The organism is Natronospira elongata, assembly GCF_034931365.1.
GTDB lineage: Bacteria > Pseudomonadota > Gammaproteobacteria > Natronospirales > Natronospiraceae > Natronospira > Natronospira elongata.
Window position 1 is genome coordinate 1 of the sequence record NZ_JAYGII010000026.1, and the last position, 26,266, is coordinate 26,266.

Sequence of the window (26,266 nt, forward strand, 5' to 3'; positions counted from 1 at the left end):
AGGGTCATGGCCGAGATGTACGGCAAGCGCGACGGCTGTTCCCTGGGCCGGGGCGGGTCCATGCACCTGTTCGATGCCGAGAGGCGCTTCTTCGGTGGCAACGCCATCGTCGCCGGCGGCCTGCCGCTGGCCGTGGGCCTGGCCCTGGCCGACCGCCTGCAGGGCATCGAGCGGGCCACGGTCTGCTTCCTGGGCGATGGGGCCGCCGCCGAAGGCGCTTTCTACGAGAGCCTCAATCTGGCCGCCCTGTGGCAATTGCCCGTGCTCTTCGTCTGCGAGAACAACCATTACGCCATGGGCACCCCCATCGAGGTGGCCCATGCCGAGACCGCCATCCACCGCAAGGCCGAGGCCATCGGCGTGCCGGCCCGTCAGGTGGACGGCATGAGCGTGGTGCAGGTGGAAGCCGCCGCCCGCGCTGCCCTGGAGGAGATTCGCGGTGGCCAGGGGCCGCGCTTTATCGAGTGTGACACTTACCGCTTCCGCGCCCACTCCATGTTCGACCCCCAGCTTTACCGCGATCAGGAAGAAGTGGCGCAATGGAAAGAACGCGATCCCATCGATCGCCTGGCCAACTGGATGCAGCAGGCCGGCCTGCTTGACGAAGAACAGCAGGCCAGTCTGGACCGGGAAGTCACGGAAGAAGTCGAGGCCGCAGTTCGCTTTGCGGAAGACTCCGAATGGGAAGCGGTCACTGACCTGCATGAACATGTGATGGCGCCCGCCCCGGCCAGCCTTGAACCACCCCCCGAGGCCGAAAAAGGCGAAACGGAAATGAGCCTGCGTGAAGCCTTCGCCCGCGGGCTTGAGGAGGCACTCAGCCACGACAAGCGTGTCTTCATCATGGGCGAGGACATCGGCCGCTATGGCGGTTGTTATGCCGTTACGCGCGGCATGCTGGAGCACTTCGGCCCGGAACGGGTACGCGACACACCCCTGTCCGAGAACGCCTTTACCGGTGCGGGCATTGGTGCAGCACTTGGCGGCATGCGCCCGATCGTGGAGATCATGACGGTCAACTTCAGCCTGCTGGCGATGGATCAGATCGTGAACACGGCGGCCACCCTGCTGCACATGTCCGGTGGCCAGTTTCCGGTACCGCTGGTAATCCGCATGGCCACCGGTGCCGGTCGCCAAGTGGCGGCCCAGCACTCCCACAGCCTGGAAAACTGGTATGCCCATGTGCCCGGCATCCGGGTGCTCTACCCGGCCACCGTGGAGGATGCCCGCTACATGCTGTGGTCGGCCCTGCAGGACCCCAACCCGGTGCTGATCTTCGAGCATGTGATGCTGTACAACCACAGCGCCGAACTCACCCCGCAGCCGGATGGCGTGGACATCGACAAGGCGGTGATCCGGCGACCCGGTCGTGACATTTCCCTGATCACCTGGGGCGGCTGCCTGTACAAGAGCCTGGAAGCCGCCGAGTTGCTGGCCAGGGACGGGATCGAGGCGGAGGTGATTGATCTCCGGGTCCTGCGCCCGCTGGATCGCGACACCCTGATCGAATCCGTCAGCCGCACCCGGCGTGCCGTAGTGGTGGACGAAGGCTGGCTGACCGGCAGTCTGGCCGGCGAGATTCTGGCCATCCTTTCTGAACAGGCCTTCTGGGAGCTGGACGCGCCACTCGCCCGGGTCTGCAGCGAGGAAGTGCCCATGCCCTACCCCCGTCACCTGGAAGAATCGGCCCTGCCCCAGGTGGACAAGATCGTCGCCACCGCCCGCCGGATCCTGGGGGAACAGGCATGAGCGATTTTCGCATGCCCTCCATGGGCGCGGACATGGAATCCGGCAAGCTGGTGCGCTGGAAGATCCGGCCCGGAGACCGGGTCAAGCGTGGCCAGGTGGTGGCAGCGGTGGAAACCGCCAAGGCGGTGCTGGATATCGAGGTCTTCGAGGACGGCACGGTACGCGAACTGCTGGTGGAGGAAGGCAGCGAAGTGCCGGTAGGCGAGCTGCTGGCACGGATCGACGGCGACGAGCAAACGGCCGGCGAGACCGCCGAAGCCGCCACCGCGCCCCGGCCCCGCAAGGCGGCTCCGGAAAGGGCCGGCCCGGATGACAGCCACCTGCCCCGAAAACCCGCCCAGCCGACCAGACCCGGCCCCGGGCATGAGTCACGGCCTGCTGCCTCGCCCGCCGCCCGCCGCCAGGCCCGGCAGCGGGGCCTGGAGCTTAGCCGGCTCCGAGGCAGCGGTCCGAATGGAGCCGTCCTGGTGCGTGATCTGGACCAAGCCGACGACCGTACGGCCGCCGCACCATCACAGGGCTTTGAGCCGGAAGCCATGCGGAGCGCCATTGCCACCACCATGAGCCGTGCCAAGCGGGAGATTCCCCATTTCTATCTCAGCCAGCAGGTGGACCTGAACACCGCCGAGCAATGGCTGGAGAACTGGAATCATGACCGCCCCCCGGCCGAGCGGCTGTTGATGGCGGGCCTATTCATCCGCGCCACCGCCCTGGCGCTGGCCCGTTTCGGTGAACTGAACGGTCACTACGGGCCGGATGGCTTCCGGCCATCCAGCGACATCCACCTAGGCCTGGCCATCCACCTGCGCGGGGGCGGCCTGGTGGCCCCCGCCATTCTCCACGCCGACCGCATGAGCCTTGGCGAAATCACCGCCGCCATGCAGGACCTGGTGCAGCGTGCCCGGCGCGGCGGTCTGCGCGGCTCCGAGTTCAATCAGGGCACGGCCACCGTGACCAGTCTGGGAGAACGTGGCGTGGACCGGGTCATCGGCGTGATTCAGCCGCCCCAGGTGGCCATGATCGGCTTTGGCCGGCCCCGTCCCCGCCCCGTCGCCATCGACGACGCCCTGGCCGTGCACGCCACGGTGGACATCAGCCTGGCCGCGGATCACCGGGTCTGTGACGGCCATGTGGGGGCGCGCTTTCTCAACGACATCGACCAGCGGCTGCAGCACCCGGAGGGATTGTGAACAGAGACGCACTCAGACAGGCCATTCTCGAAGAACTCTCGGATATCGCCCCCGACATCGACACCGCCGGCGTAAAGGACACGGAAATCCTGCGGGAGGAATACGATCTGGATTCCATGGATGTCATGAACCTGCTGATCGCCATCCACAAGCGCCTGCAGGTGGATATCCCCGAACGGGATTACGGCCGCATGCAGACCCTGGGGGAACTGCTGGACTATATTGAGCGCCAATCCCAATAAGCGCATCCACAAGAGAGACTTGACATGTTCAAGACCGTGATGGTGCTGGGGCATTTCCGGGGTATTCGCCTGGAAGTGCACATCAGCTGGCTGGTCATATTCGCGCTCATCCTGGTGACATTGAGCACCACGCTGATGCACCACTATCCGGAGTGGCGCCTGCAGACGGCGGTGCTCACCGCCCTGTTCACCGCCCTGGCCTTTTTTGCCTCCATCCTGGCCCATGAGCTGGGCCACAGCCTAGTGGCCATTCGCCGTGGCATACCGGTCAAGGCCATTACCCTGTTCATCTTCGGCGGCATGGCCCAACTGGGCAAGGACAGCGACAACCCCGAGGACGAGTTTCATATCGCCATCGCCGGCCCCCTGGTCAGTTTCGGGCTGGCGGCAATCTTCCTGGCGCTGTCCTTCCTGTTCAGCCCCTTTCTGGAGCCCGCCTCGGTGGCCTTCGGCTGGCTGGGCGTGATCAATCTGGTGGTCGCGGTATTCAACATGATCCCGGGCTTTCCCCTGGATGGTGGACGGGTATTCCGCGCCGCCATCTGGCGTTTCACCGGGGATGCCCGCAAGGGCATTCGAGCGGCAGTCATGGGGGGCCGTGTCGTGGCCTACAGTCTGTTCGCGGTGGGCCTCTGGAATGGCCTGTTTCTGGGCAACCTGCTGGGCGGGCTCTGGATCATTCTGATCGCCTGGTTCCTGCTCACCATGGCCGATGTGCATGGCAAGCAATTCGATCTGCGCCAGCAACTCGTCGGCATCCAGGCCAGGGACCTGGCCGATTTTGAGTTATATCCCATTGATCCGACCACCAGCATCCGCGACTGGGTGGATCATTACCTCCTGCCCCGGAGTGAGCGAGCGGCCCTGGTGGGCAATCAGGACAGCATCCACGGTCTGATCACCCTGAGCGACATTCGCCGCATCCCGCCAGCGGACTGGCCGGATACGCCGGTGAGTCGAGTAATGACCGGGCTGGATCGATTGCGCACCGTCCGGCCGGACACCGGCGTGGAAGAGGTGCTGACTGTCATGACCGAAACCGGCTTCAATCAACTGCCGGTCATGGACACCGACCGGGTCATCGGCTGGATAGACCGAAACCGCCTGCTACGCGCCCTGGAGGTCCAGCTGGCCACGCGTCCACGCGGCAGTTGAAGCCACATCAACGCCTGCGCAAGTGGAAAACACTCTCGGTACCGCCCTCGAGACCCCGCTTGCGCAGGCCATCGTCCTCGCGCAGGCGGCTGTGATGGATTCGCTCGATGTCGTGATTGGCCGAGTAGAGCTGTTCGACCTCCTGGTCGCTGACATTGAAGGGCGGGCCCTGAAAGCCCGGCTGCTCGGGATAATCCAGAGTGATCAGCAGACTGCGTGTCGCCGGCCCGGTGATCGCTTGAAGGTGGTCCACATAGCGTTGGCGCATTGCAGGCGGCAGGGCAATCAAGGCTGCCCGGTCGTAGACCAGCTCCACAAGGCCTATATCATCGGCGGTCAGGTCAAAGAAATCCCCGCACCACAGCTCGATATCCCGATGGCGGTAGCAGGTAAAGCGCTGCCCCGAACTTTCCGCCGGTTCAATGCCCCGCTCGGCGAAGAAGGCCGCGCAGGCCAGGTCACTCAGTTCAACACCGATGACATAACAACCCTGGTCTCGTAGCCAGGCCAGGTCATGGGCCTTGCCACACAGAGGCACCAGCACCTTTTCGCCGGGACGGGCGTCAAGGTGCTGCCAAAATTGCCGCAGGTGAGCATTAACGTGCCCCTCGTGGAAACCGATCTGCTCGCTGTGCCAGCGCTCACGCCAGAATTCAGGGTCCATCTCAGCCCATGCCTCCCATCAGTGGTTCAGCGACCGCGTGCTTTTTCCGCTTCCCGCTCCTCCTGGCAGGGCCGACACCGCTTGGCAGTGGGCCAGGCTTCCAGGCGTTTTTCGGGAATCGGCTCTTCACAGACAATGCAGACACCATAATGGCCCCGGTCCAGCCGTCCAAGTGCTGCCTGAATATCCTCCAGCTCTTCAGCCTCAAGCATCAAGCCGGCCTGGCGGATCGTGGCCGTGGCCTCCTGGAAAGAGCCATCCTTGGTGTCCATGACTTCTCTCAGGCCGGCGGATTGCCGCGCGGCGGAGTCTTCTTCCAGATGGCGGCGAATATCCTTCAGAAGGGCCTCTCTCCGTTCCGTCAACCGGCGCTTGAAGTGGTCTGCATTCACCATTGCACTCGCTCCTCTGTCTACTTCACAAAGCCACAGCCAATTGTCGCCCGAATCGGCAGCATCCGGCTTGACCCGGATCAAGCCGGGTGGCGAGGAGCGGGCCATCTGGCTCACTGGAAACGGCAAACGCGTATACTGGAGAAGACCCTCTGCTTTGGATATCTTCGGCAGCCATGGCCAGACCCTTGCCCCGACAAAGCACACTGTCCTCTACCCTTCTTGCGGGCATGCTGCTTGCATTGCTTTCCGCATGCGCGCAACCACCGGAGTGGACCCGCTGGGACGACCCCGCGCCGCCGGAAGAAATGGAAACCGATGCGGAGGACTTCAGCGCCTCCCGGGTTCTGGGGCTGTTGCAGCGGGGCGAGGCCGATAGAGCGGCTGACAAGCTGCGGCGACAGCTTGATCACAACCCCGATGATCCTATCGCCCAGGACCTGCTTCGGCAGATTGAGGCCGATCCCGAGGAATATCTGGGCGCTGAGAGCTTCCAGTATTCCGTCCGCCCGGGGGAGTCACTCTCGGTGCTGGCCCAGCGTTTTCTGGGTGACCATCAGCAGTTCTTCATTCTTGCCCGCTACAACGATATTCAGGACCCTTCCCGCCTGCGGGTCGGCCAGCAGCTGAGCATTCCCGGCAGTTACCGAGAGGGACCGGGTCAGGCATCGGCTCGCATGGATCGCAGCCTGCAGGGGTATCGATACCTGGAAGCTGAGGACTGGCAGGCGGTGATGGCGCTCTATCAGGAAGACGCCGCCGACCTGGCCCTGGATGAAGCCGAGCTGCTCGGCCAGGCTCACCAGGGCCACATTCAGGCGGCGCTGGATACGGGAGAACTGGATGCCGCGGAATCACGCATTGCCGCTGCCAGCGACCATCCTGCAAGCGACCATTGGCGAGCCTGGTTGGATGAGCTTCGGGCGGAATGGCATTGGGCTCAAGGCCGTGCCCTCCGGGATCAGAAGCCGGCTGATGCTGCTGATGCCTTTCGGGAGGCCCTGACCCTGTCGCCGACCCATGAAGGGGCACAGCAGGGGCTTGAGAACCTGAAGGAAACGGTGGTCCCGGAAATACACCGGGATGCCGTTATTCGGTATCGAAACCAGGACCTGGAGGTAGCCATTGAGCTCTGGGACACGCTGCTGGCCATCGACCCGGACTTCGAGCCGGCTCAGCTCTACCGGGCCCGGGCCGTGGAGCTACAGCATCGCCTGGAAGGCATCGAACCCTAAGACCCCCACGGATTAGCGAGGATTTCGTCGGGTATCTTCCCGACCTTGCAAGGACTGTCGCCCACCCTCGGGCGGTCCCGCTGGCGAATCAGAGTCGCTTGTCGACTGACGCGTGGCTTCCAGCGTCTCAGCCATCAGATTGAAACGGGCAAAGAGTTCTCCGAATTCATCACGACGGCGTAGATGAATTCGGTGTTCCGGGTGCCCGCCAGCCAGGCGATCCATGGCACTGCCCAGCACCCTGAGCAGAATGCGCAAGCGACGGGACAGCACATAGGCTGCCAACAGCACCGTTAACAACGTGGCCAGCATCAGCACGGCCATGGCCATGACACTGGTCCTCAGCGTATTGGCCAGGGGCCGGGCGGAGATTCCCAACGCCAGCTCACCCACGACCCGGTCCCGAAAAAGTATGGGGGCTTCGAACAGGTAACGCTCGGCTTCCCCTTCCCGGTAGAAAGCCACCCGCCGACCATCCTCATCCCGAAGCTCAGTCTTGCCCCGCTGCAATTCGCCCACCGACTCACCCAGCTCGCCTTCCTCACTGCTGGCCACGACCTCCCCCCGGTGGTCGGAAAGGCGCAGGTAAGCCATCTGCCGATTGCGCTGCATATCGCTGACCATGGCCTGGAGCGCAATATGATCGCCCAGCAGAAGATCTTCGGCCGACTCGGTTGCGATCACATCGGCCATGCTGCCCCCATACTCAAAGACCAGGGAAGTCATGGCGGCCCGCTGATGCTGATACACCGCAAAACTGCCAACGACCAGGGTCAAGGCCACGGACAAGCCCAGCGCAACCGGCCAGCGGACGCTGAGCGGAATACGCCAGCGACGACCCGGCCGGGACATCAACTCGGCCTGGATGTCGCGCAAATCCGCGGCCAGTTCGGCACCGGATTGATAGCGGTCGGATGGCAGACGAGACATCAGGGTGGTGATGATACTCACCAGCGCGGCCGGGGTTTCCGGATCCCCTGGGCGCAAGCGGGCGGACTTGCCCTTGAGGATGGCTTCCAGTGTGGCGCGAGTGGTACGCCGGGCAAAAGGCAGTCTACCGCTGGAAAGGCGGTACAGCAGAACGCCAAGGGAATAGAGATCACTGCGCCCATCGACGGCCTCACCTCGAACCTGCTCGGGTGCCATGTAATTGGGCGTGCCCACCACTTCGCCCTCGTCCATTGCGGCCTGGCCGCCTGCCTGACGCAGTCGGGCGATGCCAAAGTCGGCCAGCTTTACCCGGCTGTCGTCGTCCAGAAGCATGACATTGTCTGCTTTGACATCCCGGTGGATTACACCGTTTCGATGGGCATAGTCCAGGGCTTCGGCCAGTTGCACACCAATGTCCAGCAGATGACTGACCGGCAAGGGACCCTCTCTCTCCACCCGCTGCTGCAGGGTCTCCCCCTGCAACAGCTCCATGGTCATGAAGGGCTTGCCCCCGGATTCACCCACATCATGGATGGTCACAATACCGGCATGGGAAAGTCTGCCGGCGGCATGGGCTTCGGACAGGAACTCTCTTCGATAGCGATCGCTGGAAGCGTATTCTTCCTTGAGCATTTTCAACGCCACGGGGCGCTGAAGGCGCTCATCAAAAGCACGGTAGACCACGGCCATACTGCCACGACCAATTTCCGGCCCCAGCTCGTATCGTCCCAACTTCGATGCCATGTCAGCTTTAGCGAAGCAGCAGGGCTGCGACAATCACCGCAATACCCAGCAAGGCGAGGCCCGTCGCGATCATCTTCTGACGCCGGCTGCTCTTGGCGGGTCGGAATGACTGGCCAGTGGTATCCACCTGCTCACTGGTGGCAAAGAGGAATGCGGCATTACCAAAGGCCAGGCGATCTCCATGCTTGAGCGCGGACTGGTGAATCCGTTCACCGTTGACGAAGGTGCCATTGGTGGAGAGAAGATTGACCACACGCCAATCGCCGCCAGAGCGAACAATCCGGGCATGTTCGAAAGACACACTGGGCTCTTCCAGGACCAGGTCATTATGGGCCTTGCGCCCGATTTGGGTACGTTCCGCCTGAAGCTGAAACCATTGATCCACGAACGGCGGGCTGAGCCCCAGCAAGGCCGGAGAATCAGGACTCACCGCCGCCTTATCCGCGGCCTCGTCCATCTCTGGAAGCTCATCGGGGGAAATGAAGACTGTCCCTTGGGGGCCTTGCTCCCTGAGACGCCTCGTTCCCTCGGTACCGGCACGTTTGTCGGTCACCGTCTGTCTCCCCTGCAAAAAGATACGTGTACGCGACCGGCACGGTTGCCGGCCGTCCCTTCCCCAGCCCCGCTACTCGGCAATTGCACTACTCCACATAGGATAGCAGGCTCCGACGGGGTATCAGAAACCCCTTGCACGGATGACAGTTGCCGTTGATCATGACGGAATGCGTCGATCGCTCCTTCCCACACTCTTCTCACTGCTTCTGCCGGGCCTGGCGGCACCCTGCCAGGCCGAGACGAGGCCCGATGTGGGTTTCATCCAGACGCCCGAACCGGTCGTGCGCGCCATGCTGGAAGTCGCGGACACCGCCCCCGGTGATCGGGTGCTGGATCTGGGCTCCGGAGATGGTCGCATTCCCATCATGGCCGCCGTGGAATTCGGTGCCGAAGGCCGGGGCATCGAGATCGACGGGCAATTGGTCAAACTATCCCGTCAGCGTGCCGAAGCCGCCGGTGTCGGAGAAGCCGTCCAATTCGAGCAAGGCGATCTGTTTGAAGCCGATCTCTCTGGCGCCGACATCATCACCCTTTATCTCCTCCCCGAGCTCAATCAACGCCTGAAGCCCAGCCTGCTGTCCCTGCCGAGCGGAACCCGGATCGTCTCCCACGAATTCGACATGGGACGCTGGCAGGCTGACGACTATCGGGCAGTCAATCAGCGAAAAATCTACTTCTGGCGGGTTCCGGCCGCCGTTGCCGGTGAATGGCGGGCAAGCAGGCAGGGAAAAGAGATCAAACTGCGGCTGGAGCAGAACTACCAGCGAGTGTGGGGCGAGGCAGAACTTGATGGCCTAATCACGGATCTGCGTGATGTGCGACTTGATGGCGACACGCTACGCTTCCGAATTCGAACCGAGGCATCGCAGCGGGTCATGCGTGCCCGATTCAGGCATGGCCGCTTGATTGAGCTGCAATCAGCGCCACCGCTCTCAGGCTTCAGCCCGGCGAGTCAATGGAAAGTAGCCGATTGAGTTCGGTTCACTGCCCTGAATGGCGCTCCCCCAGGACGATGCTCAATTCGAGGCTTCTCCCCCCACGAAAGACTTGAACCCTGGCTTCGTCACCGGGCCGAGTACCTTCAAGGCTGAGCAACAGTTCCGCCACACTGGTAACCGGCTGGCCATTGATGGCCGTTATGATATCGCCTTCCACTGGAAGCCGGTGAGGCCCATGGCGAATCATCCGCCCGCCCTGACCATCTCGAAGCCCGGCCTGCTGGGCATTGCCACCAGGGAGAACCCGGGTCACCAAAATGCCGTGTCGGATGGGCAAGCCAGCCTGATTGACCAGCCTGGGTGAAATCGCTATTCCCTGAATATCAATCCAACCCCGGGCAACCCGCCCTTCTCGGATGATCTGCCCGGCAATCCGGTGCACGGTATTGGAGGGAACTGCCAGGCCAATACCCACAGAGCCCGCTGCCGGGGAAATCATCATGGAATTGAGCCCGAGCATCCGCCCGCGGCTATCCACCAGAGGACCACCCGAGTTACCCGGATTGATGGCGGCGTCAGTCTGAATAAGATCGCGGATGATATAACCTGAATCGATCTGCAGCGGACGATTCAAGGCCGACACCACGCCAGCGGTAAAGCTCCCTTCCAGGCCAAAGGGGTTTCCCATGGCATAGACGGACTGTCCCACCTGGGCACGGCTGCTGTCAGCAAAGGGGATACGGGTAAGTGATCTGCCCTGGGGATCGAACTCGAGCACTGCCAAATCCATTTCCGGATCACTGCCCAGGAGGGTGGCCGGATAGTGGCTGCCATCGTAGAGCGTCACCACCAGGCGCTGCCCACCGGCAACCACATGGTGATTGCTAACCACAATACCCTTGCTGTCAATAATGGCCCCACTGCCCATTTCCATACTGGGGACGATTTCAATGCTGCGGCCGCGATGGGCGCTCAGGCTGGTCACATTGACCACTGCACGATGCCGCTCACGATGGACCCTGACCCGGTTGGCCTCCTCAGGCCCCAGATGCTCAGTATCAAGCTCCGGCAAGGGTGCTTCTGGTGGCACGCCCACCGTGAACAATGGCTCCATCAGATCAAAATACTCTGGCGCCGGGGTGGGCTCATGCAAAGGTACACAGGCAGCAACCGCCAGAAGGCACAAGCCCTTCGGCAGCATCCACCAGTCTGAGCGGGATTCGCTGGACATTCCGCTCAACTCCTCAGTCCGCGGGACATTCGGGCTGGCGTTGGTCGAAAACCATGAAACGATTGGCAGGAATATCCTCGCAGACGAGCGCCTCGCCATCCGGCCACTGAATCTCCACAGTAACGGACTCGGCTTCTCCCAGACCGAAATGAAGATCAGGCAGATCCTGGCCATTGAAGCTGCTATGGGCCATGACCTCCCGCATCTGCCGCTGCTGGCCGTGGCCGTTACCCACATCCGCCTCAACATAAACCCGGGCACCGAGTGCATGAGTATTGGGTGATTCCCCTACCAGTCGGATGTTGAGAAAACGCGCACCAGGACCGTGTCCCACCTGGTTTTCGAAAAACTGAATGCCACTGGAATTGTCCACCAACACGATGTCGATATCACCATCGCGATCATAATCGAAACAGGTCACACCGGTCCCTTGGGAGACCTCTTCCACATCCCAGGCCAGGGAACGCTCCGTAAACGTGCCGTCACCATTGTTGATGTAAAGGACCGGGCGATTGTCGGTGAAACGCCCGCCGGTGAGTTCTTCATACCAATCCGCCCAGGGAACATAGGGTGGCATGACACCGAAGCCATTGACGTGAAAAATATCAAGGAATCCGTTGTTGTTGAAATCCGCGGCACAGGCACCCCAGCCCCAGCCACCCTCTCTGACTCCCACTTCCTCGGTGGCATCCTCGAATCGAACATGGCCGTCTTCACTGATATTCCTGTAAAAGCGATTACCGCTGGTGCCCCAGTTGCCCGCGGGCTCATCGACCTTGTCGAATATTGAAGTCACGAACCAGTCAAGCTTGCCATTGTTGTCAAAATCCCCAACCACAGCGCCCATACCATTTTCGTCTGTAATAACGGAACGGTCGGTAATATTGCGGAAGAAACGACCAGCCCCGGGAGCATGAGCGAGAACGGAGCTGGTGAAAAAATCGGAAGCAATGACCAGGTCCTGCCCTCCACTGTCATTGAAATCAGCAAAGATGGGAGAAAAGTTGAAATTCTGATCAAGCTGGGCGGATGAAGTACCGCCAAATTCGTCGGCAGGCACCAGGCGATCACCCTCGCTGATCCACAAGGCCGGGGCCAGACCATCCACGCCCCCGGACCAGTGGGCCATGAAGATACCCGGCAGGCCGGAGCCGGTAAAATCCGAAAAGGCCATGCCCCAGGTGCTTCTCGACATGGGCAGTTCGGCGATTTCCTGGTAGCCGCCGGAATCATCCATGCCCAGCACCTTTACCCCTTCCCTGGGACTAAGGTTGCTAACCAGAAGCTCCTGGTAATAGTCGCCGTTCAGATCCATTACCGAGACATTGGTGAAGAATCCGTAGTCAGGGGCGTCCGGCGGCGCCAAGGCATCCGACTGCTCAAACCCAGACTGGCCCCCGAGGTTGCGGTAGAACACGAGCCCCTGTTCCTCACCGCTGGAAAAAAGCAGATCGGGCCAGCAGTCATCGTCCAGATAGGCTGCTGTGATCCCGCCCGCGAACATACGCATTTCCACGCCGCTTTGGCCGTCGATGGTCCAGCCGGCTTCCGAAAAGCCATGGGGCAGATCCAGGCCGAGATCATCCCGGAAGACAAAGGCCTGGCGATCCTGATTGCTCACATCCGAGGGACCACCAGTACAGCCCAGGGCCTCGGGGAAGCTGTCACGGTCCGCTCGCTGGGAATGATCCAGGGCGATGTATTCCGGGTAGGTTTCACCCCCACCTTCGCCATCATCTCCGTTGCCCGGAAAAGGATCATCTCGAACCAGGAGGAACCCATCCGGGTCATCTTCCCTGGCCGGAACCCAATCGCTCAGGCACTGACCATCTTCGACACAGGGATCGGTGAGCGACTCCAGAAAGGCCACCAGCTGATCCACGGCCTCCGAATCCGGCGCCACCGGCGGCAAGAACTCGCGACTGGCGGCGAAGCTGTCGTGTTCCTGCACCTCGGCAGTCAGCTCGGCGGCCCGGGGATAGAGCTCATGGACATTGAGCGAGTGAAACTGAACCAGACCGGCCAGCACTTCATCAATACGAGTCAGCCAGTATTCCGGGTCGGCATGCCATTTGATGGCGTCTTCCAGGGTCTGGAGGCTGCCGGCATGACCATACGGCCCCCGCACTGCAACGTTGAGCAGGCTGGGGACCCGAAAGGCAAACATGCCCGACGGCTCCTGGGTCACGCCCCAGCGACCGGAGTCCGTTCCCCCTTGGCGCTTGCCGCGTCCAATCTGGGGGAAACCCACATTGTGAAAGCTTTCATCGGTAAAGCGATCACCGCTATGGCAACTTATGCAGCCGAGGCCCCCTTCCTCGGGCATGGTCATGAACAGACGGGCCCCTTCCAGGGCATCTTCCGACAAGTCGGGCGTTTCCTCCTCGTCGGAAACGAGAAAATAGCGCCAGGGGCTGTCCACGAATGTCATTGATGCCTGAAAGGCACCCAGCGCCCGCTGAAGATTGCCCAGATTGATGGGGTCCGGATCCTCCGGGAAGGCGGCGGCAAACCGCTCCTCCCAGGTCGGACCCGGGCCCGGCTCGGCATCCTGTAGCCGCTCGATCAGATGCGCCCGATATTCTTCCGGCACCAGTTCCGGGTGGGTAAAGCCTCGCATTTCCTGGTCACTGAGCAGCGGAAACAGGGCCTGCACTTCGAGCAGATTGTCGCCCTCGCCCGCATGGGGGAGGTTGCCGCTCTCCGGGGTATTGAAGGTCTGACCCTGCCCGCCGGGGGCCACTTCCTCGTCCAGAACAAAGACCCGGCCATCGTGAAACAGGGCTCGATTATAAAGGGCCGTGTTGAATATGGTCTGGCTGTTGCGGGGCACATTGGGACCGTCGTCGGCCCGGGGGTCGAGGTCTTGCTCCGGGTCCAGCTCTCGATCCAGCCCCAGGCGTTCCGGTGCATGTGCTGCCACTCCGATGGGCAGGGACAGACCATCACCCATGGCAAGATCCGGATGGTGACAACTGGCGCAGGCCACGTCCCGGTTGCCGCTCAAGGTGGCACTGAAGAACAGCAGTTGGCCGAGCCGGACGAGCTCATCTTCATCCGGGCGGACTGGTGCAAGGCCCGGGCGGATATCGCCATCCAGGCCATGGTCCCGGGCGATGGCGCGAATCTCTTCTGCGAGAGCGGCGAGATCGTCTTCCTCTCCACCCGCGTCTCCATTCTGATCATCACCGTTGTCGGAGCCCCCCGGCAGATCCTGACCGCCGGGCAGGCCCCCATCGCCGTCGCTCAAGCAGGCTCCCAAACCGACCATGAGCAGCACCAGCAACACCGAACGCAAAAAAGTCCCCATTTACCACTCCCTGAACATCCCCAAATCCCAAATGCCGACACTCGGCCAATTCTCACCCTGCCTGCTGCATGCCCACGGCTTGTGCCGACTGCGCCAATCTGCTGTAGTCCCAGGCATGCCAAGACTCCAGAATATCCTTTTCAGACTACGATTGGCACCGTTCATTGCGCTGCTGATTGCCGGCTGTGCCGGCACGCCGGATGGGCTGCCACCACCGGTGGCGGATCACCACATCCATATCCGAAGCGAGAGCGGTGCACGAGCACTGCCCCGGGTACAGCTGGCCCGGGGTGAGCGCCCCGGCGATCTCAGCCGCGGCATACAGGATGCCGATATCCTGCTCCGCCAGATGGATCGCTACCGAATCGATCAGGCGGTGATCCTGTCGCTGGGCTATATGTACGCCATCCCCGAGATCCGCTTTGAGAATGAGTATCACAAGGTCAAACGGGAAAATGACTTTGTGCTCGAACAGGCCCGGCGTTTCCCGGAACGATTGGTGGCCTTCTGCGGCATCAGCCCCATTGCCGACTACGCCCTGGAGGAAGTGCAACGCTGCGCCGAGTCCGGTGCCACCGGTATCAAGCTGCACCTCGCCAACAGTGATGTGGACTTGCACGACGCTGAGGAACTCGCGGCTCTGGCGTCAGTGTTCGCGGCAGCCGAGCAGCAGTCACTGGCCATCGTGATCCATCTGCGGCCGCGGGGCTCACGCTATGGCGTCGAGGAAGCAGAAATATTTCTCGAGCATGTCCTCCCGAAAGCTCCCACCGTCCCGGTTCAACTGGCCCACCTGGGTGGGGGCGGCATTGTTGACACGGATACCTTGCGGGCCATCGAGCGCCTGGCCCGGGACCTCCCTCAACACGATAATCTCTGGTTCGACATCTCCGCAGCCTGGGCGCGGGACCGGGATTATGCCGGCGATACGGCCGGTCGGACCGCCCACCGACGCAATCGGCACAATGTGGCCCAAGCAGTCTCGCTGATCGGTGCTGAACGAATCCTGTTTGCCTCCGACTGGGACAGCCTCGAAGTGCGCGAGACTCTGCGGCCATTGCGCCGGGGCAGCGGCCTGTCCCGGGAGCAACAGCAGCAGATCCTGAACAATCGCGCCCCCTATCTCCCGGAAGCCCGCTAGTCAGAAACCCCGTCTCGGCAAAAGGCCGGGCTGCCGGTCTCGCCGGCAGCCCGGAATGGTTCCCAGGAAGAGGTCATGACCGCCGAAGCGGCCAGTGCTGACAGGAAAGGTCAACACCGTCATGGAATACGGCGGCCACTCCGAAAAGCTGCCATCAGAGGCCAATATTCTTTCGCAGGTCCATCAGGCTGCTGGTGTGGGTACCCAGATCGGGTTCACCGCAGTGCTCGAGAATCCAATCCCGAGCCTGGTCACGCAATTTCAGCGCAGCGTCCCAGTCATCCCCGTCAGGATGAATGGGCTTACCCACGGTCACCGACACACGGCCGGGGCGCACGAAAAAACTGAAACCTCGAAGCATGTCACGAGAGCCGCGGATGCTGACCGGTACCACCGGCACCCCCTTGCGCACCGCGGCCATGAAAGCGCCTACCCGAAAGGCCTGCAGTCCGGGCGCCCGGGTCAGGGTACCTTCCGGGAAGAACATCAGGCGCTCACCCGATGCCATCCGTGCCATGGCCTGCTCCAGGTCGGCAAGACTGCGACGATAATCAAAACGCTCCACAGGTGTTGCACCCGCCCGGCGCAACAACCACCACAAGGGTGGATTGCGCACGATTTCACGCTTGACCACGAATACCAGTGAACCGGGCAATGCAGCCCGCAGGCCGAAACCGTCCAGATAACTGGCGTGGTTGCAGACCACCACGCAGGGGCCGTCCGGTAGATTCTCACGGCCGCTCACCACCGGCCCGGCCCCGCTCAACAGCCCCAGCATCCCGGCGCCAAAACGGGATACCGCCGCCCGGAGACGACGACCTGGCAGCAGGGTCATGATCACGGCGAGGGGCAAGGCAAAGATCAGCACCAGCAGCCACAGCCAGAGGTTGAACAACCCTCGCCCGACCCGGCGCGCACCGCGACGCATCAGTTGCGGCAGCCCACGCCCCAGCAGGCGTAACAACTGAGCCCCCAGACGGTGCCGTTGTCCCAGGCGGCCCTGTTCAAACAGTGCCCGACAGGCCGGCCGCCGGATCTTGCCGCTGGAGGTCTTGGGTACCGACTGGGGCGGCACCAGGCTGATGACTTCCGGTGGCGTCTCCAGCAACTCCAGACTGGCATCCCGGACCGCCTGCTCCAGTTCCTTCAGTCGCTCCTGTGCCGTTTCCCGGGTCTCGGCCACCACCACCAGCCGTTCGGTTCCGGTGTCGGGGTCGGGGCTGGCAAACACCGCGACATTGTTGCTGCGAATCCCCGGAATCTGCGAGACCGCCTGTTCGATCTCATAGGGGTAATAGTTGCGGCCGCCCCGGATGATCAGGTCCTTGACCCGCCCGGTGAGAAACAGCTCCCCCCGGTCCAGATAGGCCAGATCACCGGAATCCAGCCAGCCATCGTCACTGAAAAGCTTCTCGCTCGCCGCCGGGTTCTGGAAATAGCCGCGAGTACAGGAAGGCCCACGGAACTCCAGCCGACCCTGGACACGATCCGCCACCGGCTTGCCCTTGTCATCCACCACTCGAAGCTCATGCCCGGGCAGGGCCTTGCCGCAGGCCACAAACAGTCGCGGGTGGGGGTCATCTGAATTGGCCGGCACCGCCTTGCCCCGGCGCTCAAAGGTATCCCGCTTGACCCGATCCACCCAGGGTCCCCGGTCCAGGGGCGGAAAACTCAGCCCCACCGAGGACTCGGCCAGACCATAGACCGGGCTCATGGTCCGGCGGGAAAATCCATGGGGCCCGAAACGCTCGCAGAAGCTTTCGAGGGTCCCGGGGCTGACCGGCTCGGCCCCATTGAAGGCAACTCGCCAGCTGGACAGGTCCAGGCCCTCAACGTCCTCGTCCGCCAGGCGCCGGGCGCAAAGATCGTAGGCAAAGTTCGGGGCGGCTGACAGGGTGGCCCGATGACGGTGTATGGCCCATAGCCAGCGCTGTGGCCGCGCCATGAACTGAAGCGGCGACATCAGGGTCAGGGGGATGCTGTAGTACAAGGTGCCCAGGCAGGCGCCGATCAGGCCCATGTCGTGATAGAGGGGCAGCCAGCTGACGAAATGGTCGTCGGAACTCGCCTCGACCACCTGCCCCATGCTGCGGATATTGGCAAGCAGGTTGCCGTGGGTCAGCATCACGCCCTTGGGCTGGCCGGTGGTACCGGAGGTGTACTGGAGGAAGGCCAGGTCATCAGACTTGCGCGGTACCCGGTCCGCAGGGGCTACCCCCCGTCGAAGAGCCGGGACGGTCACCACATGATCCAGTGCCGCTGCCAGCCCCCGCAACAATTGCCCTGCCCGAACCGTTTCCCTGGAAGCGATAAAGCAACGGGTCCCGGCGTTTTCCAGGACACCGCCGATACGGCGAAGATGGTCTTCCAATTGACTGGCCCGTACCGGCGGATACAAGGGAACCGGTACCGCCCCGGCCCACATCACGCCATGAAAGGCGAAGAAGAAATCCAGACCGGTGGGCAACATCAGTGCCACGGTGTCGTCCGGGCCGATACCACGCTCGCGCAGGCCGGCTGCCACTTCCGCCGCGCCCCGACGCAAGGCCTCATGGTCAAGGCCCGGCCCCTGGCCACTGTCATCGAACAGGGTCAGACAGCGGCGCTCTCCGGCACGGTTCGCATGCCAATCCAGAACCTCGGGCAGGGTCCCGGCCTGCTTCGGCTCGGCAGCGGCTGCCGTTGGCGCTGACTCCCGTGCTTCGGGCTCGGTGCTCACGGCAACCGGTTTGGCGCCACGCTCCTGCAGGGCCCGAATCAGATCAGCGGGTGTTTTCGCCCCGACCGCCTCCTCGTCCGGGACGCTGACACCAAAGCGTTTTTCCACGCGCAGCATCAACTCAACCCGCCCCAGACTGTCCAGTCCGGCTTCGGCTTCCAGGTCGGTGTCCCTGTCCAGCTCGGGTACGGGACGGCCCGGGTGGAGTTCGCTGATCACCTCGACCACAAGCGTGAGCAACCCGGCTTCCAGTTCCTCGCTTCGATCCGTCATACGCGGCCTCCGTGGCCCTCCCAGAGTTCATGGTCCGCCTGCCCCCCGGTCCCGGTCAAGCGTATTCGGGGCCATTGGCATCAGGCGGACGGAACAGCAACTTACGACTATACTGTGACAACTCAGGGAGTTAGGACATTGGAAAGGGTATGGACCACGGCAACATCGGCAAACGCCGAATCAGTGAGACTCTGCGAACCTCCACCATCTTCGCCGACATTGAAGGGGCGGTGGTGGAGTCGCTGGCCGGTCGAATGGGGGAAGTCCGGCTTGCCGATGGCCAGGATCTGTTTCAGGCCGGCGACAGCGCCGATGCCATGTATGTGGTGCTGTCGGGCGCCTTGCATGTGCTGGCCCCCAAGAGCGAGAGCGATGATTTTGAGGCGGCCCGCCGGGTCGGCCGCGTCATGCCGGGGGAACCCGTTGGCGAGATGGCCCTGCTGGTGGGTGGTTTTCGCAGCGCCACGGTCAGAGCCGTGGGCACCACGCTGCTGGCCCGCCTGCCGGCCGGCACCTTCGATGAAGCCGTGGCAAAGCATCCTCCGCTCAGGGCCGCCCTGGAAGCAGAAGTGCTGCGACGCATGCGGCACAATCAGATCGGCAAACTGATCCGCCGTTATTTCGGCACCCTGGAAGATGAAACCTGGCGCGCCCTGGAAGACCGTCTGAAATGGCAGCAGCTTGAGCCCGGCGAAATGCTCTTCGACCAGGGGGCACCGGGCGACAGCCTCTATATCCTGGTCAGCGGCCAGCTACGCATTCTTGGCAGCAATCAGGACGGTGGATTGCAGGCCATCGCCACGGTTACCGCGGGCGAGATGGTGGGTGAAATGGCGGTACTGCGTGACCAGCCTCGCTCCGCTCGCGTGGTGGCAACCCATGCCAGCACCCTGGTCCGTCTGACCCGGGTGGATTTCGATCATCTCAGCCGACGCCACCCCCAGCTGGCGCTGTCTGTAGGCCGCCTGGTGGTGGAAAGACTGGACCGGGCCCAACAGGGAAACGGCAATCAAACGGCTGCCCCAAGGGCCGTCTGCGTGATCCGGGCCGGTCGTCTGGCCGCGCCCAAGGTATTCCTGCTGCAACTGCAGAAGGCCTTGAGAAGCCACGGTGACAGCCTGCTACTGGATCCAGGCGAGATTGGCCGCCGCCTGGGCCGGGAAACGCTGGCCCACGCCGGTCCCGGCGATCCGGCCCATACCGGTCTTGGTCTGTGGCTGGAGCAGCAGGAGTCCCGCCATGAACTGGTGTTCTATCTGACCGACCCCTGTGACGCGGGTGAGCAGCCCAGCGCCTGGACGCAACGTTGTCTGGAGCGGGCCGATGAGATTCTGGTACTGGCGGACAGCGAAGACGACCCGGAGCCAAAGGGTCTGGAAACCCTGCTCTATCAGGAGCTCTCGGCCCGCCGCCAGTCCGGCGTGGCGCCACGGGTCCACCTGGTTCTGCTACATGCCCAGGAAACCACCCTGCCCCATCATTCCGACCGCTGGCTGGAGCCCCGCTCGGTGGATACTCACCACCACCTGCGAAGCGGTTGTCCGCGGCAGATGGCCAGTCTGGCGCGCCGCCTGACCGGCCGGTCCATTGGCCTGGCCCTGAGCGGGGGCGGCGCCCGGGGCATTGCCCATATCGGCGTCATCCGGGCCCTGGAGGAGGCGGGCGTACCGGTGGACCTGGTTGCCGGCACCAGCATGGGTGGGGTGGTGGGCGCCCTATACGCCCGAGGTATGGCCCCGGCGGACATCCTGGCCCAGGCAGAATGGGCCTTCGTCCAATCCAATCCCTGGCGGGAGTACACCTTGCCCGCGTTCAGTCTGCTCCGCAGCAAGCGGCTGGATTACGTCAGCCGCAAGACCTATGGCGATCTGCTGATCGAGGATCTCTGGCGCCCCTTCTGCTGCGTCTCCACCAATATCTCCCGGCAGCAGCTGACCGTGCATGAAAGCGGCTCCCTGTGGCGTGCCGTGCGGGCTACAGGCGCCATACCCGGTCTGGTGACACCGGTAATCAACAACGGCGAGATCCACGTGGACGGCGGCGTCCTGAACAACCTGCCCGGTGACCTGCTGCGACCCCGGGTGGCCCGACTGCTCACCAGCGATGTGCGTGCGCCTCGGGGCGTGTCTGCCACACGTGACGACTTCCCCTCTCCCTGGGTCAGTCTCCTGCGGGGCAAGCAGTATCGCAAGCAACGGGGTGTGCCCGGCATGATGGAAATACTCATGGATTCCGTGCTTGCCGCCAGCCACCAGGCTGCCGACCGGACCCTTGCCGACGCCGATATCCGCTTCACCCCGCCCCTGGCCGATGCCACTACCTTGGGCTTTCGCGATCTGGCCGGCATCGAACAGCACGGATACGACTATGCGCGAGGCATTATCGATGCCCTGGGCGTGGCAACAATCTGCCGAGTCGCGGTCCAGTAACCACTTGCGCTATGATTTGTTTGTGAGAAAGGAGCAGCGGACCGCCCCGACAAATTAGCCCAGGCAGGGAGGCCATCAGCCGCGACCACCTGCCACCGGCAAAGGGGGTATGCAATGCCAGGCCCGCGCGTCCAGCACATTCTGGACCTGCTCTTTCCGTCCATCCCAACGGCCTGGGAAAGTGATTTCCGAAACTACCAGCGTCAACTGGCCCGGCGTATTGGTGTGGTGGCGGCGGTGGCGGTCCTCTTCATTCTGCCCGCCTTCCAACTTATCGAGTTCCTGCTCTACGAAGACCACCACCGCATCGGCCTGCGGAATGCGCTGTGGCGATTGCCGGTCCTGATCCCCGCCCTAGTCATCCTGGTCCTGCGCTGGCGCTTTCCGCTGGGTGACTGGCCCCGGCCGATGCTCTTGCTCCTCGCCTTTGCCATGATGTTCATGATGGTGGGCATTTTTGCCAATGAGAAGGTCTATGACGGCGCCCCCGTGCAATACACTGCCCAGGGCTTGATCATGACCATTGGCGCCATGTCAGTGGCCGCCACCCGGGGGTTGAGAGATATCCCGGTCATCTATGGCCTGCCCCTGCTGGCGCTGCCGCTGCTACTCAGCCACAACGGCGTCGACCTGATTGCGGCCGCCGTCAATCTGATTTACCCGGCCGTCATGGTGGTCGTGGCCTGCATCCTTGCCGAGCTTCTTTACAATGGTTACGTGCAGAACTTCATCGCTGCACAACAGCTACGCCAGAGTGCCCTGACAGACCCCCTCACCGGTCTGCTCAATCGCCGCGCCATGGATCAGGAACTGGCCGCTGCCCATGCCCTATCCCGCCGACATCATCAACGCTATGCCGTGATCATGGCCGACCTGGACTATTTCAAACAGGTGAATGACAGCCACGGCCATGATGTGGGCGACGAAGTGTTGGTGGAACTGGCCCATCGTCTCAGTGCATCCGTGCGGGCTGAGGACCGCGTGTCCCGCTGGGGGGGCGAGGAGTTCCTGATACTTCTTCAGAATACGGACAAGGAACCCGCTTACCTCGTCGCCGAGAAGGTTCGTCAGGTGGTGGGAAATCAGGACTTCAAGACCAGTGCAGGACGGCTGTCCCTGACAATCAGCCTGGGGCTGGCCATCAATGAAGGCACCGAGGATGCCGAGGCCGTGGTCACTCGCGCCGACAAGGCTTTATATGAGGCGAAACGCAACGGCCGCAACCGCACCGAGTGCGGATGAGCAAGATTTTCCAGTAAGTGACATCCCGAAACCATCACTTCAAGGAGAACTACCTGATGCCAGACGACGCTCCAGGGCCCGCAAGGCTAACGGTGCAAAAACCAACCCGATACCCAGGGCCCATGCCATGGACCATAATGCCGGTTGCAGAAACGCCTCTCCATTGAGCAACCCTCGGGATGCTTCAGCCAACAAGGACACGGGATTCAGCTCAACTACGACCTGTAGCCAGGGGGGCATGGACTCAGTCGGGACGAATACATTGCTCACAAAGGTCACTGGAAACAGCGCGGTAAAACCAAATAACTGGACATGCTCCGGGTCCCGGGCAATCACGCCAATCCAGACCATTACCCAGGAAAATGCAAGGGCAAAGGTCAGCAGCAGCAATGACATACCCAGCAGCCCCATTACCGTACCCTCCAGACGATAGCCAAGCAGGAAGCCGATTGCCAGCAGGAGCAGAATGGACCAGGCCTGCTTCACCAGGTCCGCGGTAATCCTGCCCGCCAGTGGTGCCCAACGGGCAATGGGCAGGGCACGAAGGCGATCGAATACGCCTCGGGTCAGATCCATGTTCAGGCCGTGCCCCACATAGACCGTCACGAAGACCATGTTCATCACGATCACACCGGGTAGAATGAATTGCAGATACGCCTCCGTGGAGCCGGCGATGGCGCCGCCGAAGACATAGAGAAACAGCAACAGAAAGAGTACGGGCTGGATGCTGAAATCACCCAACTCCCAGGGGTTGTGCCGAATCTGAACCAGTGTCCGCCAAGCCAGCGTCAGGGTCTGGTTCAGGCCATCGAAAAAACGGTGATTGGAATCAGGCACCCTGATCGCCCTCCTCTGCCGTTTCTCCACTTTCCGCCCGGTGGCCGGTAAGCTTGAGGAAAACGTCATCCAGGCTGGCACCACGCAGGGAAAAATCCTGCAAGGCCAGCCCCTGCTCATCGAGGCGCCTGACCACCTGCGTCAGCAAGGCAGGATCCGACACCGGACAGGAGACAGTGCGCCCGTCAACATCCGGCATTTCCCCGATCAGCGCCGCCACCGCCTCAGCGATTTCGGCCAGCTGCAGCGGATCCCGTGGTCGCAGTCTCAGAATCTGCCCACCCACCTGCTCCTTGAGTGCGTCAGGCGTTCCCTTCGCAATCACCCGTCCCCGGTCGATGACCACGATGTCATCGGCCAGGGCATCGGCCTCTTCCAGATACTGGGTGGTCAACAAGACCGTCATCCCGGCAGCGACCATGCCTCGGAGTCGCTGCCACAGCTGCTTGCGGGCCCGGGGATCCAGGCCGGTGGTGGGCTCATCCAGGTACAGTATCCGGGGATTCCCCACCAGACTTGCCGCCAAATCCAGTCGGCGACGCATACCCCCTGAATAGGTCTGAACCGCGCGCCCCGCGGCCTCTTCCAAACTGAAATCCCGCAACAATTCCCTGGCCCTGGTCCGGGCCTGTGATCGCGATTGCCCCAGCAAGCGGGCGATCAGAATCAGGTTTTCCATCCCGGTCAGCTTGTCATCCACCGAGGCATACTGTCCTGTCAGCCCGATGACCCGCCGTACCGCTTGTGGATTGCGAAGGAGGTCATGGCCATCCACCATGATCCGGCCAGAATCCGGCAGCAGAAGGGTGGCCAGAATTCGCACCATGGTGGTCTTGCCGGCCCCGTTGGGACCCAGCAGGCCCAGCACCGTACCCGGTCTCAGCGATAAACTCACCTGATCCAGAGCCTGAGTTTCGCCGAATCGTTTGCTTACCGCTTCCGCGACAATGGCATCCATTTGAAGACCTCATAGTCGTCCGTTTGCCACCCAAACCACCAAGACTACTCGATGGGCACCGAGATCACATCCAGCATCAGTCTGGCCTAAATAACGCTCTCGAGGGGCGTGAAGGCACCATCGGTCCCGATTTTCCTACCACTCGCCATAAGTCCAAGGGTCAACTGGCTGCGTGGATGGTGTTTTCTCTTGTAAGCTCAAGCCCGACCCCACTGAAGGAGGCGGCGCTCTTGTCCTGCCAAGGCTCAATCAGGCTTCTTACCATAACGCGGAATCTCTCCGTGTTGTTCCTGTCTCTTGGTCTGCTCGCCGCCCCCGCGCTGTCGGCTCCGCCCGAGATGGATCCGGCCCTGGAATCCAAGCTTGATGACTACATCACCCTGTTTGAACAGCCTGCGGACGAACGGGCTGCCTTGTTGGCGGCTGTCATCGAAGAGCTGGACGGGGAAACACCCACGGCCACGCGCGTCCGTGCCCGTGGTTATTACATGCTGGACTTTCTTAGCCAGGAAGATGAAGACGCGGCCAGGCAAGAGAGCCGGGAGCTTGTGAGTCTGGCGGAGGATGACGGCCACCCCGATGTAATTGCAGAGGCCCTTGCCTTTCGAGCGGACGTGATGTGGCGCCTCGATGACAATGATGAAGCCATGACCCAGATCCCATTGCTCGAAAGGATTCTGCCTGAAGTCCATTCTCCACGGGTGCGCTACTATGCGCATAACCTCTCCGGGCGCCTGCTGCGCGCTCACAGTCAGTACGAAGACGCTCTTTCCCACTTCCTGGCAGCCTATGATGCGGTGCAGGAAACGGATGATGAGCGCACCCAGATAAGACGCCAGTTCCTCAACTACAGCATTGCCCAGATGCAGGCTGAATTAAGAAATTATGATCAGGCGTTGCGGATGGTACGGCGTGGTATCAGAGAGACCCAGGATCTCGACTACCGAATCTACCTCCCGGAGTTTTTCCTGCTCAAGGGCTACATATTTGCCCAGATGGAGGACAAGGAAGCCTCCATTCAGGCCCACGAGGAAGCCATTGACTGGGCAGAAGAGCTGGAACGGCCAGACATCATCGTCACCAGCCTCAACAATATCGGTTCTGCCCAGATTCAAATGGAAAACTTCGAGGATGCCCGCGAAACCCTGCAACGGGCACTCGCCATGGCAATCGATCTGGAGGACGAACACACACGCCCCCTGCTGGAATTCAACCTGGCTTATCTGGCCATCATGCTGGGCGAGGTCGATGACGCCATTGAGGAAATGGAAGCCGCCCACAGCCGATTGGCCGAATTCTACAGTGATGCCAATATGGCCGATCTCTTGGGCTACATGGCAGAAGCCTACAATGAAGCAGGTTTAATGGAAGAAACCATCGAAACCCTGAAGAAACAGCGGGAATTGAAAAGCAGGGTTTTTCAGGCAGAACGAGACCAGAGCCTGAGTGAGCTACAGACCCGCTACGAGACCCGTGAGCAGGCCACACAGATCGAGCTACTTGAAGAACGCAATGAGCTTCAGGAGCGGGTCATCGAGAACAGTCGCCTGCAGCAGCGCATTACCATCCTTTTCGTCATTGTTGTGATCATGAGCCTGATCCTCCTCTGGCAGGCCTACCGCGCTGCCCGACGAGCCAACCTGCGCCTGACGGTCGCCAACAAGCAGCTGGAATACCAGTCCGTGCACGACACCCTGACCGGCCTTCTGAATCGACGATCCTTCCAGAAGGAAATGCAGCAGCGTGGCGACGGCGGGAAGGAGCGACGCGCTCAGCTTCACCCTGATGCCCTCCTACTCCTGGATGTGGATTTCTTCAAGCGAATCAATGACCAATATGGTCATTCCGGCGGCGATGTGGTCCTGCGGGAATTGGCCGGTCGCCTCAAGGCGATTTCCCGAAGCTCCGATATGGTCATTCGTTGGGGGGGCGAGGAAATCCTGATGTTCCTGCGAAACATGGACCCTGCAGCCTTGCCGGACTACGTTGCTCGTGTACTGGAAGCCATTGGCAAGGACCCCATCGAAGTTCATGGCGCGATGCTAACGGTCACCGCCACAGGCGGCTTTATCCAGCTCCCATTCGCCGGCATCCCCGAACAGGAAATAAACTGGGAAAAGGCGCTCAACATTGCCGACATGGCCCTCTACCTCGGCAAGACCCACGGACGTAACCGTGCCATAGGCATCCTTGGCGTCAACCGCCCCTTCGAGGAGATACGCGACGCCCTCAGCAATGACCTGGCGAACGCCGTGGATCAGGGGCTTGTGGATCATACTACCGTCAAGGGTCCGCCAAGACAGTCACCGCCGTCCTGAAAGCGGCTTGGACC

19 protein-coding genes are annotated in these 26,266 nt (G+C 62.0%); 10 read left to right on the top strand and 9 right to left on the bottom strand.

Annotation, left to right across the window (positions count from 1 at the left end):
* From VCB98_RS10635 to VCB98_RS10650, 4 genes are all read left to right on the top strand, one after another.
* On the top strand, positions 1–1,749 hold a 1,749-nt coding region (locus VCB98_RS10635), incomplete at its 5' end, for a pyruvate dehydrogenase complex E1 component subunit beta (RefSeq protein ID WP_346052439.1).
* A complete protein-coding gene (locus tag VCB98_RS10640) occupies positions 1,746–2,939 on the top strand; it encodes a dihydrolipoamide acetyltransferase family protein (protein WP_346051842.1) in 1,194 nt (397 codons plus the stop codon). The genes VCB98_RS10635 and VCB98_RS10640, both read left to right, overlap by 4 nt.
* On the top strand, positions 2,936–3,181 hold the full coding sequence (locus VCB98_RS10645; RefSeq protein ID WP_346051840.1) for an acyl carrier protein: 246 nt from the start codon (positions 2,936–2,938) through the stop codon (positions 3,179–3,181). The genes VCB98_RS10640 and VCB98_RS10645 overlap by 4 nt, the downstream gene beginning before the upstream one ends.
* 24 nt (positions 3,182–3,205) lie before the next feature.
* The gene (locus VCB98_RS10650) at positions 3,206–4,336 is read left to right on the top strand and encodes a site-2 protease family protein (RefSeq protein ID WP_346051838.1); all 1,131 of its coding nucleotides are present in this window, start codon (positions 3,206–3,208) and stop codon (positions 4,334–4,336) included.
* Positions 4,337–4,343: 7 nt separating this feature from the next.
* Here VCB98_RS10650 and tmpT read toward each other — a convergent pair whose 3' ends face one another.
* Both tmpT and VCB98_RS10660 read right to left on the bottom strand, forming a co-directional pair.
* Positions 4,344–5,000 (bottom strand): thiopurine S-methyltransferase, encoded by a 657-nt coding sequence (tmpT, locus tag VCB98_RS10655; RefSeq protein ID WP_346051836.1) that lies wholly within the window; start codon positions 4,998–5,000, stop codon positions 4,344–4,346.
* A gap of 26 nt (positions 5,001–5,026) precedes the next feature.
* Positions 5,027–5,395 carry a TraR/DksA family transcriptional regulator gene (locus VCB98_RS10660; RefSeq protein ID WP_346051834.1) on the bottom strand — a complete coding sequence of 123 codons (369 nt, stop codon included), beginning with the start codon at positions 5,393–5,395 and terminating at the stop codon, positions 5,027–5,029.
* A gap of 173 nt (positions 5,396–5,568) precedes the next feature.
* Between VCB98_RS10660 and VCB98_RS10665 the strand changes: the two genes are divergently transcribed.
* Entirely contained in the window at positions 5,569–6,627 is a 1,059-nt protein-coding gene (locus VCB98_RS10665; protein ID WP_346051832.1) for a LysM peptidoglycan-binding domain-containing protein, read from the top strand.
* 12 nt (positions 6,628–6,639) lie between these two features.
* On the opposite strand, the gene VCB98_RS10670 is transcribed toward VCB98_RS10665, so the two are convergent.
* Together VCB98_RS10670 and VCB98_RS10675 are read right to left on the bottom strand one after the other, a co-directional pair.
* Positions 6,640–8,301, bottom strand: coding sequence for a serine/threonine-protein kinase (locus VCB98_RS10670; protein ID WP_346051830.1), 1,662 nt, complete (start codon positions 8,299–8,301; stop codon positions 6,640–6,642).
* A gap of 7 nt (positions 8,302–8,308) precedes the next feature.
* A complete protein-coding gene (locus tag VCB98_RS10675) occupies positions 8,309–8,854 on the bottom strand; it encodes an FHA domain-containing protein (RefSeq protein WP_346051828.1) in 546 nt (181 codons plus the stop codon).
* Positions 8,855–9,023: 169 nt separating this feature from the next.
* Between VCB98_RS10675 and VCB98_RS10680 the strand changes: the two genes are divergently transcribed.
* The gene (locus VCB98_RS10680; protein WP_346051826.1) at positions 9,024–9,830 is read left to right on the top strand and encodes an SAM-dependent methyltransferase; all 807 of its coding nucleotides are present in this window, start codon (positions 9,024–9,026) and stop codon (positions 9,828–9,830) included.
* A 7-nt stretch (positions 9,831–9,837) separates the two neighbouring features.
* Here VCB98_RS10680 and VCB98_RS10685 read toward each other — a convergent pair whose 3' ends face one another.
* Positions 9,838–11,025, bottom strand: a complete 1,188-nt coding sequence (locus VCB98_RS10685; protein WP_346051824.1) for a S1C family serine protease — start codon at positions 11,023–11,025, stop codon at positions 9,838–9,840.
* A 13-nt stretch (positions 11,026–11,038) separates the two neighbouring features.
* Positions 11,039–14,335 carry a cytochrome c peroxidase gene (locus tag VCB98_RS10690; RefSeq protein WP_346051822.1) on the bottom strand — a complete coding sequence of 1,099 codons (3,297 nt, stop codon included), beginning with the start codon at positions 14,333–14,335 and terminating at the stop codon, positions 11,039–11,041.
* Between the two features lie 115 nt (positions 14,336–14,450).
* Between VCB98_RS10690 and VCB98_RS10695 the strand changes: the two genes are divergently transcribed.
* The gene (locus VCB98_RS10695) at positions 14,451–15,476 is read left to right on the top strand and encodes an amidohydrolase family protein (RefSeq protein ID WP_346051820.1); all 1,026 of its coding nucleotides are present in this window, start codon (positions 14,451–14,453) and stop codon (positions 15,474–15,476) included.
* A gap of 154 nt (positions 15,477–15,630) precedes the next feature.
* Here VCB98_RS10695 and VCB98_RS10700 read toward each other — a convergent pair whose 3' ends face one another.
* Positions 15,631–18,468 carry an AMP-binding protein gene (locus tag VCB98_RS10700; protein ID WP_346051818.1) on the bottom strand — a complete coding sequence of 946 codons (2,838 nt, stop codon included), beginning with the start codon at positions 18,466–18,468 and terminating at the stop codon, positions 15,631–15,633.
* 149 nt (positions 18,469–18,617) lie between these two features.
* On the opposite strand from VCB98_RS10700, the gene VCB98_RS10705 reads away from it, so the two are divergent.
* Together VCB98_RS10705 and VCB98_RS10710 are read left to right on the top strand one after the other, a co-directional pair.
* A complete protein-coding gene (locus tag VCB98_RS10705; RefSeq protein WP_346051816.1) occupies positions 18,618–20,897 on the top strand; it encodes a cyclic nucleotide-binding domain-containing protein in 2,280 nt (759 codons plus the stop codon).
* 114 nt (positions 20,898–21,011) lie between these two features.
* On the top strand, positions 21,012–22,139 hold the full coding sequence (locus VCB98_RS10710; RefSeq protein WP_346051814.1) for a GGDEF domain-containing protein: 1,128 nt from the start codon (positions 21,012–21,014) through the stop codon (positions 22,137–22,139).
* A gap of 39 nt (positions 22,140–22,178) precedes the next feature.
* Here VCB98_RS10710 and VCB98_RS10715 read toward each other — a convergent pair whose 3' ends face one another.
* On the bottom strand, positions 22,179–22,976 hold the full coding sequence (locus VCB98_RS10715) for an ABC transporter permease (RefSeq protein ID WP_374729204.1): 798 nt from the start codon (positions 22,974–22,976) through the stop codon (positions 22,179–22,181).
* Positions 22,969–23,934: an ATP-binding cassette domain-containing protein gene (locus VCB98_RS10720; protein ID WP_346051812.1), complete on the bottom strand. Its 966-nt coding sequence runs from the start codon at positions 23,932–23,934 to the stop codon at positions 22,969–22,971. The genes VCB98_RS10715 and VCB98_RS10720 overlap by 8 nt, the downstream gene beginning before the upstream one ends.
* A gap of 281 nt (positions 23,935–24,215) precedes the next feature.
* On the opposite strand from VCB98_RS10720, the gene VCB98_RS10725 reads away from it, so the two are divergent.
* Positions 24,216–26,252: a tetratricopeptide repeat-containing diguanylate cyclase gene (locus VCB98_RS10725; RefSeq protein WP_346051810.1), complete on the top strand. Its 2,037-nt coding sequence runs from the start codon at positions 24,216–24,218 to the stop codon at positions 26,250–26,252.
* Positions 26,253–26,266 lie beyond the last annotated feature (14 nt).

What these genes read in the sequence shown, in the direction of transcription:
- VCB98_RS10640 (WP_346051842.1), top strand. Translation starts at nt 1,746, where the DNA reads ATGAGCGATTTTCGCATGCCCTCCATGGGCGCGGACATGGAATCCGGC.
- VCB98_RS10650 (WP_346051838.1), top strand. Translation starts at nt 3,206, where the DNA reads ATGTTCAAGACCGTGATGGTGCTGGGGCATTTCCGGGGTATTCGCCTG.
- tmpT (WP_346051836.1), bottom strand. Translation starts at nt 5,000, where the DNA reads ATGGACCCTGAATTCTGGCGTGAGCGCTGGCACAGCGAGCAGATCGGT.
- VCB98_RS10660 (WP_346051834.1), bottom strand. Translation starts at nt 5,395, where the DNA reads ATGGTGAATGCAGACCACTTCAAGCGCCGGTTGACGGAACGGAGAGAG.
- VCB98_RS10665 (WP_346051832.1), top strand. Translation starts at nt 5,569, where the DNA reads ATGGCCAGACCCTTGCCCCGACAAAGCACACTGTCCTCTACCCTTCTT.
- VCB98_RS10670 (WP_346051830.1), bottom strand. Translation starts at nt 8,301, where the DNA reads ATGGCATCGAAGTTGGGACGATACGAGCTGGGGCCGGAAATTGGTCGT.
- VCB98_RS10680 (WP_346051826.1), top strand. Translation starts at nt 9,024, where the DNA reads ATGCGTCGATCGCTCCTTCCCACACTCTTCTCACTGCTTCTGCCGGGC.
- VCB98_RS10685 (WP_346051824.1), bottom strand. Translation starts at nt 11,025, where the DNA reads ATGTCCAGCGAATCCCGCTCAGACTGGTGGATGCTGCCGAAGGGCTTG.
- VCB98_RS10690 (WP_346051822.1), bottom strand. Translation starts at nt 14,335, where the DNA reads ATGGGGACTTTTTTGCGTTCGGTGTTGCTGGTGCTGCTCATGGTCGGT.
- VCB98_RS10695 (WP_346051820.1), top strand. Translation starts at nt 14,451, where the DNA reads ATGCCAAGACTCCAGAATATCCTTTTCAGACTACGATTGGCACCGTTC.
- VCB98_RS10700 (WP_346051818.1), bottom strand. Translation starts at nt 18,468, where the DNA reads ATGACGGATCGAAGCGAGGAACTGGAAGCCGGGTTGCTCACGCTTGTG.
- VCB98_RS10705 (WP_346051816.1), top strand. Translation starts at nt 18,618, where the DNA reads ATGGACCACGGCAACATCGGCAAACGCCGAATCAGTGAGACTCTGCGA.
- VCB98_RS10710 (WP_346051814.1), top strand. Translation starts at nt 21,012, where the DNA reads ATGCCAGGCCCGCGCGTCCAGCACATTCTGGACCTGCTCTTTCCGTCC.
- VCB98_RS10720 (WP_346051812.1), bottom strand. Translation starts at nt 23,934, where the DNA reads ATGGATGCCATTGTCGCGGAAGCGGTAAGCAAACGATTCGGCGAAACT.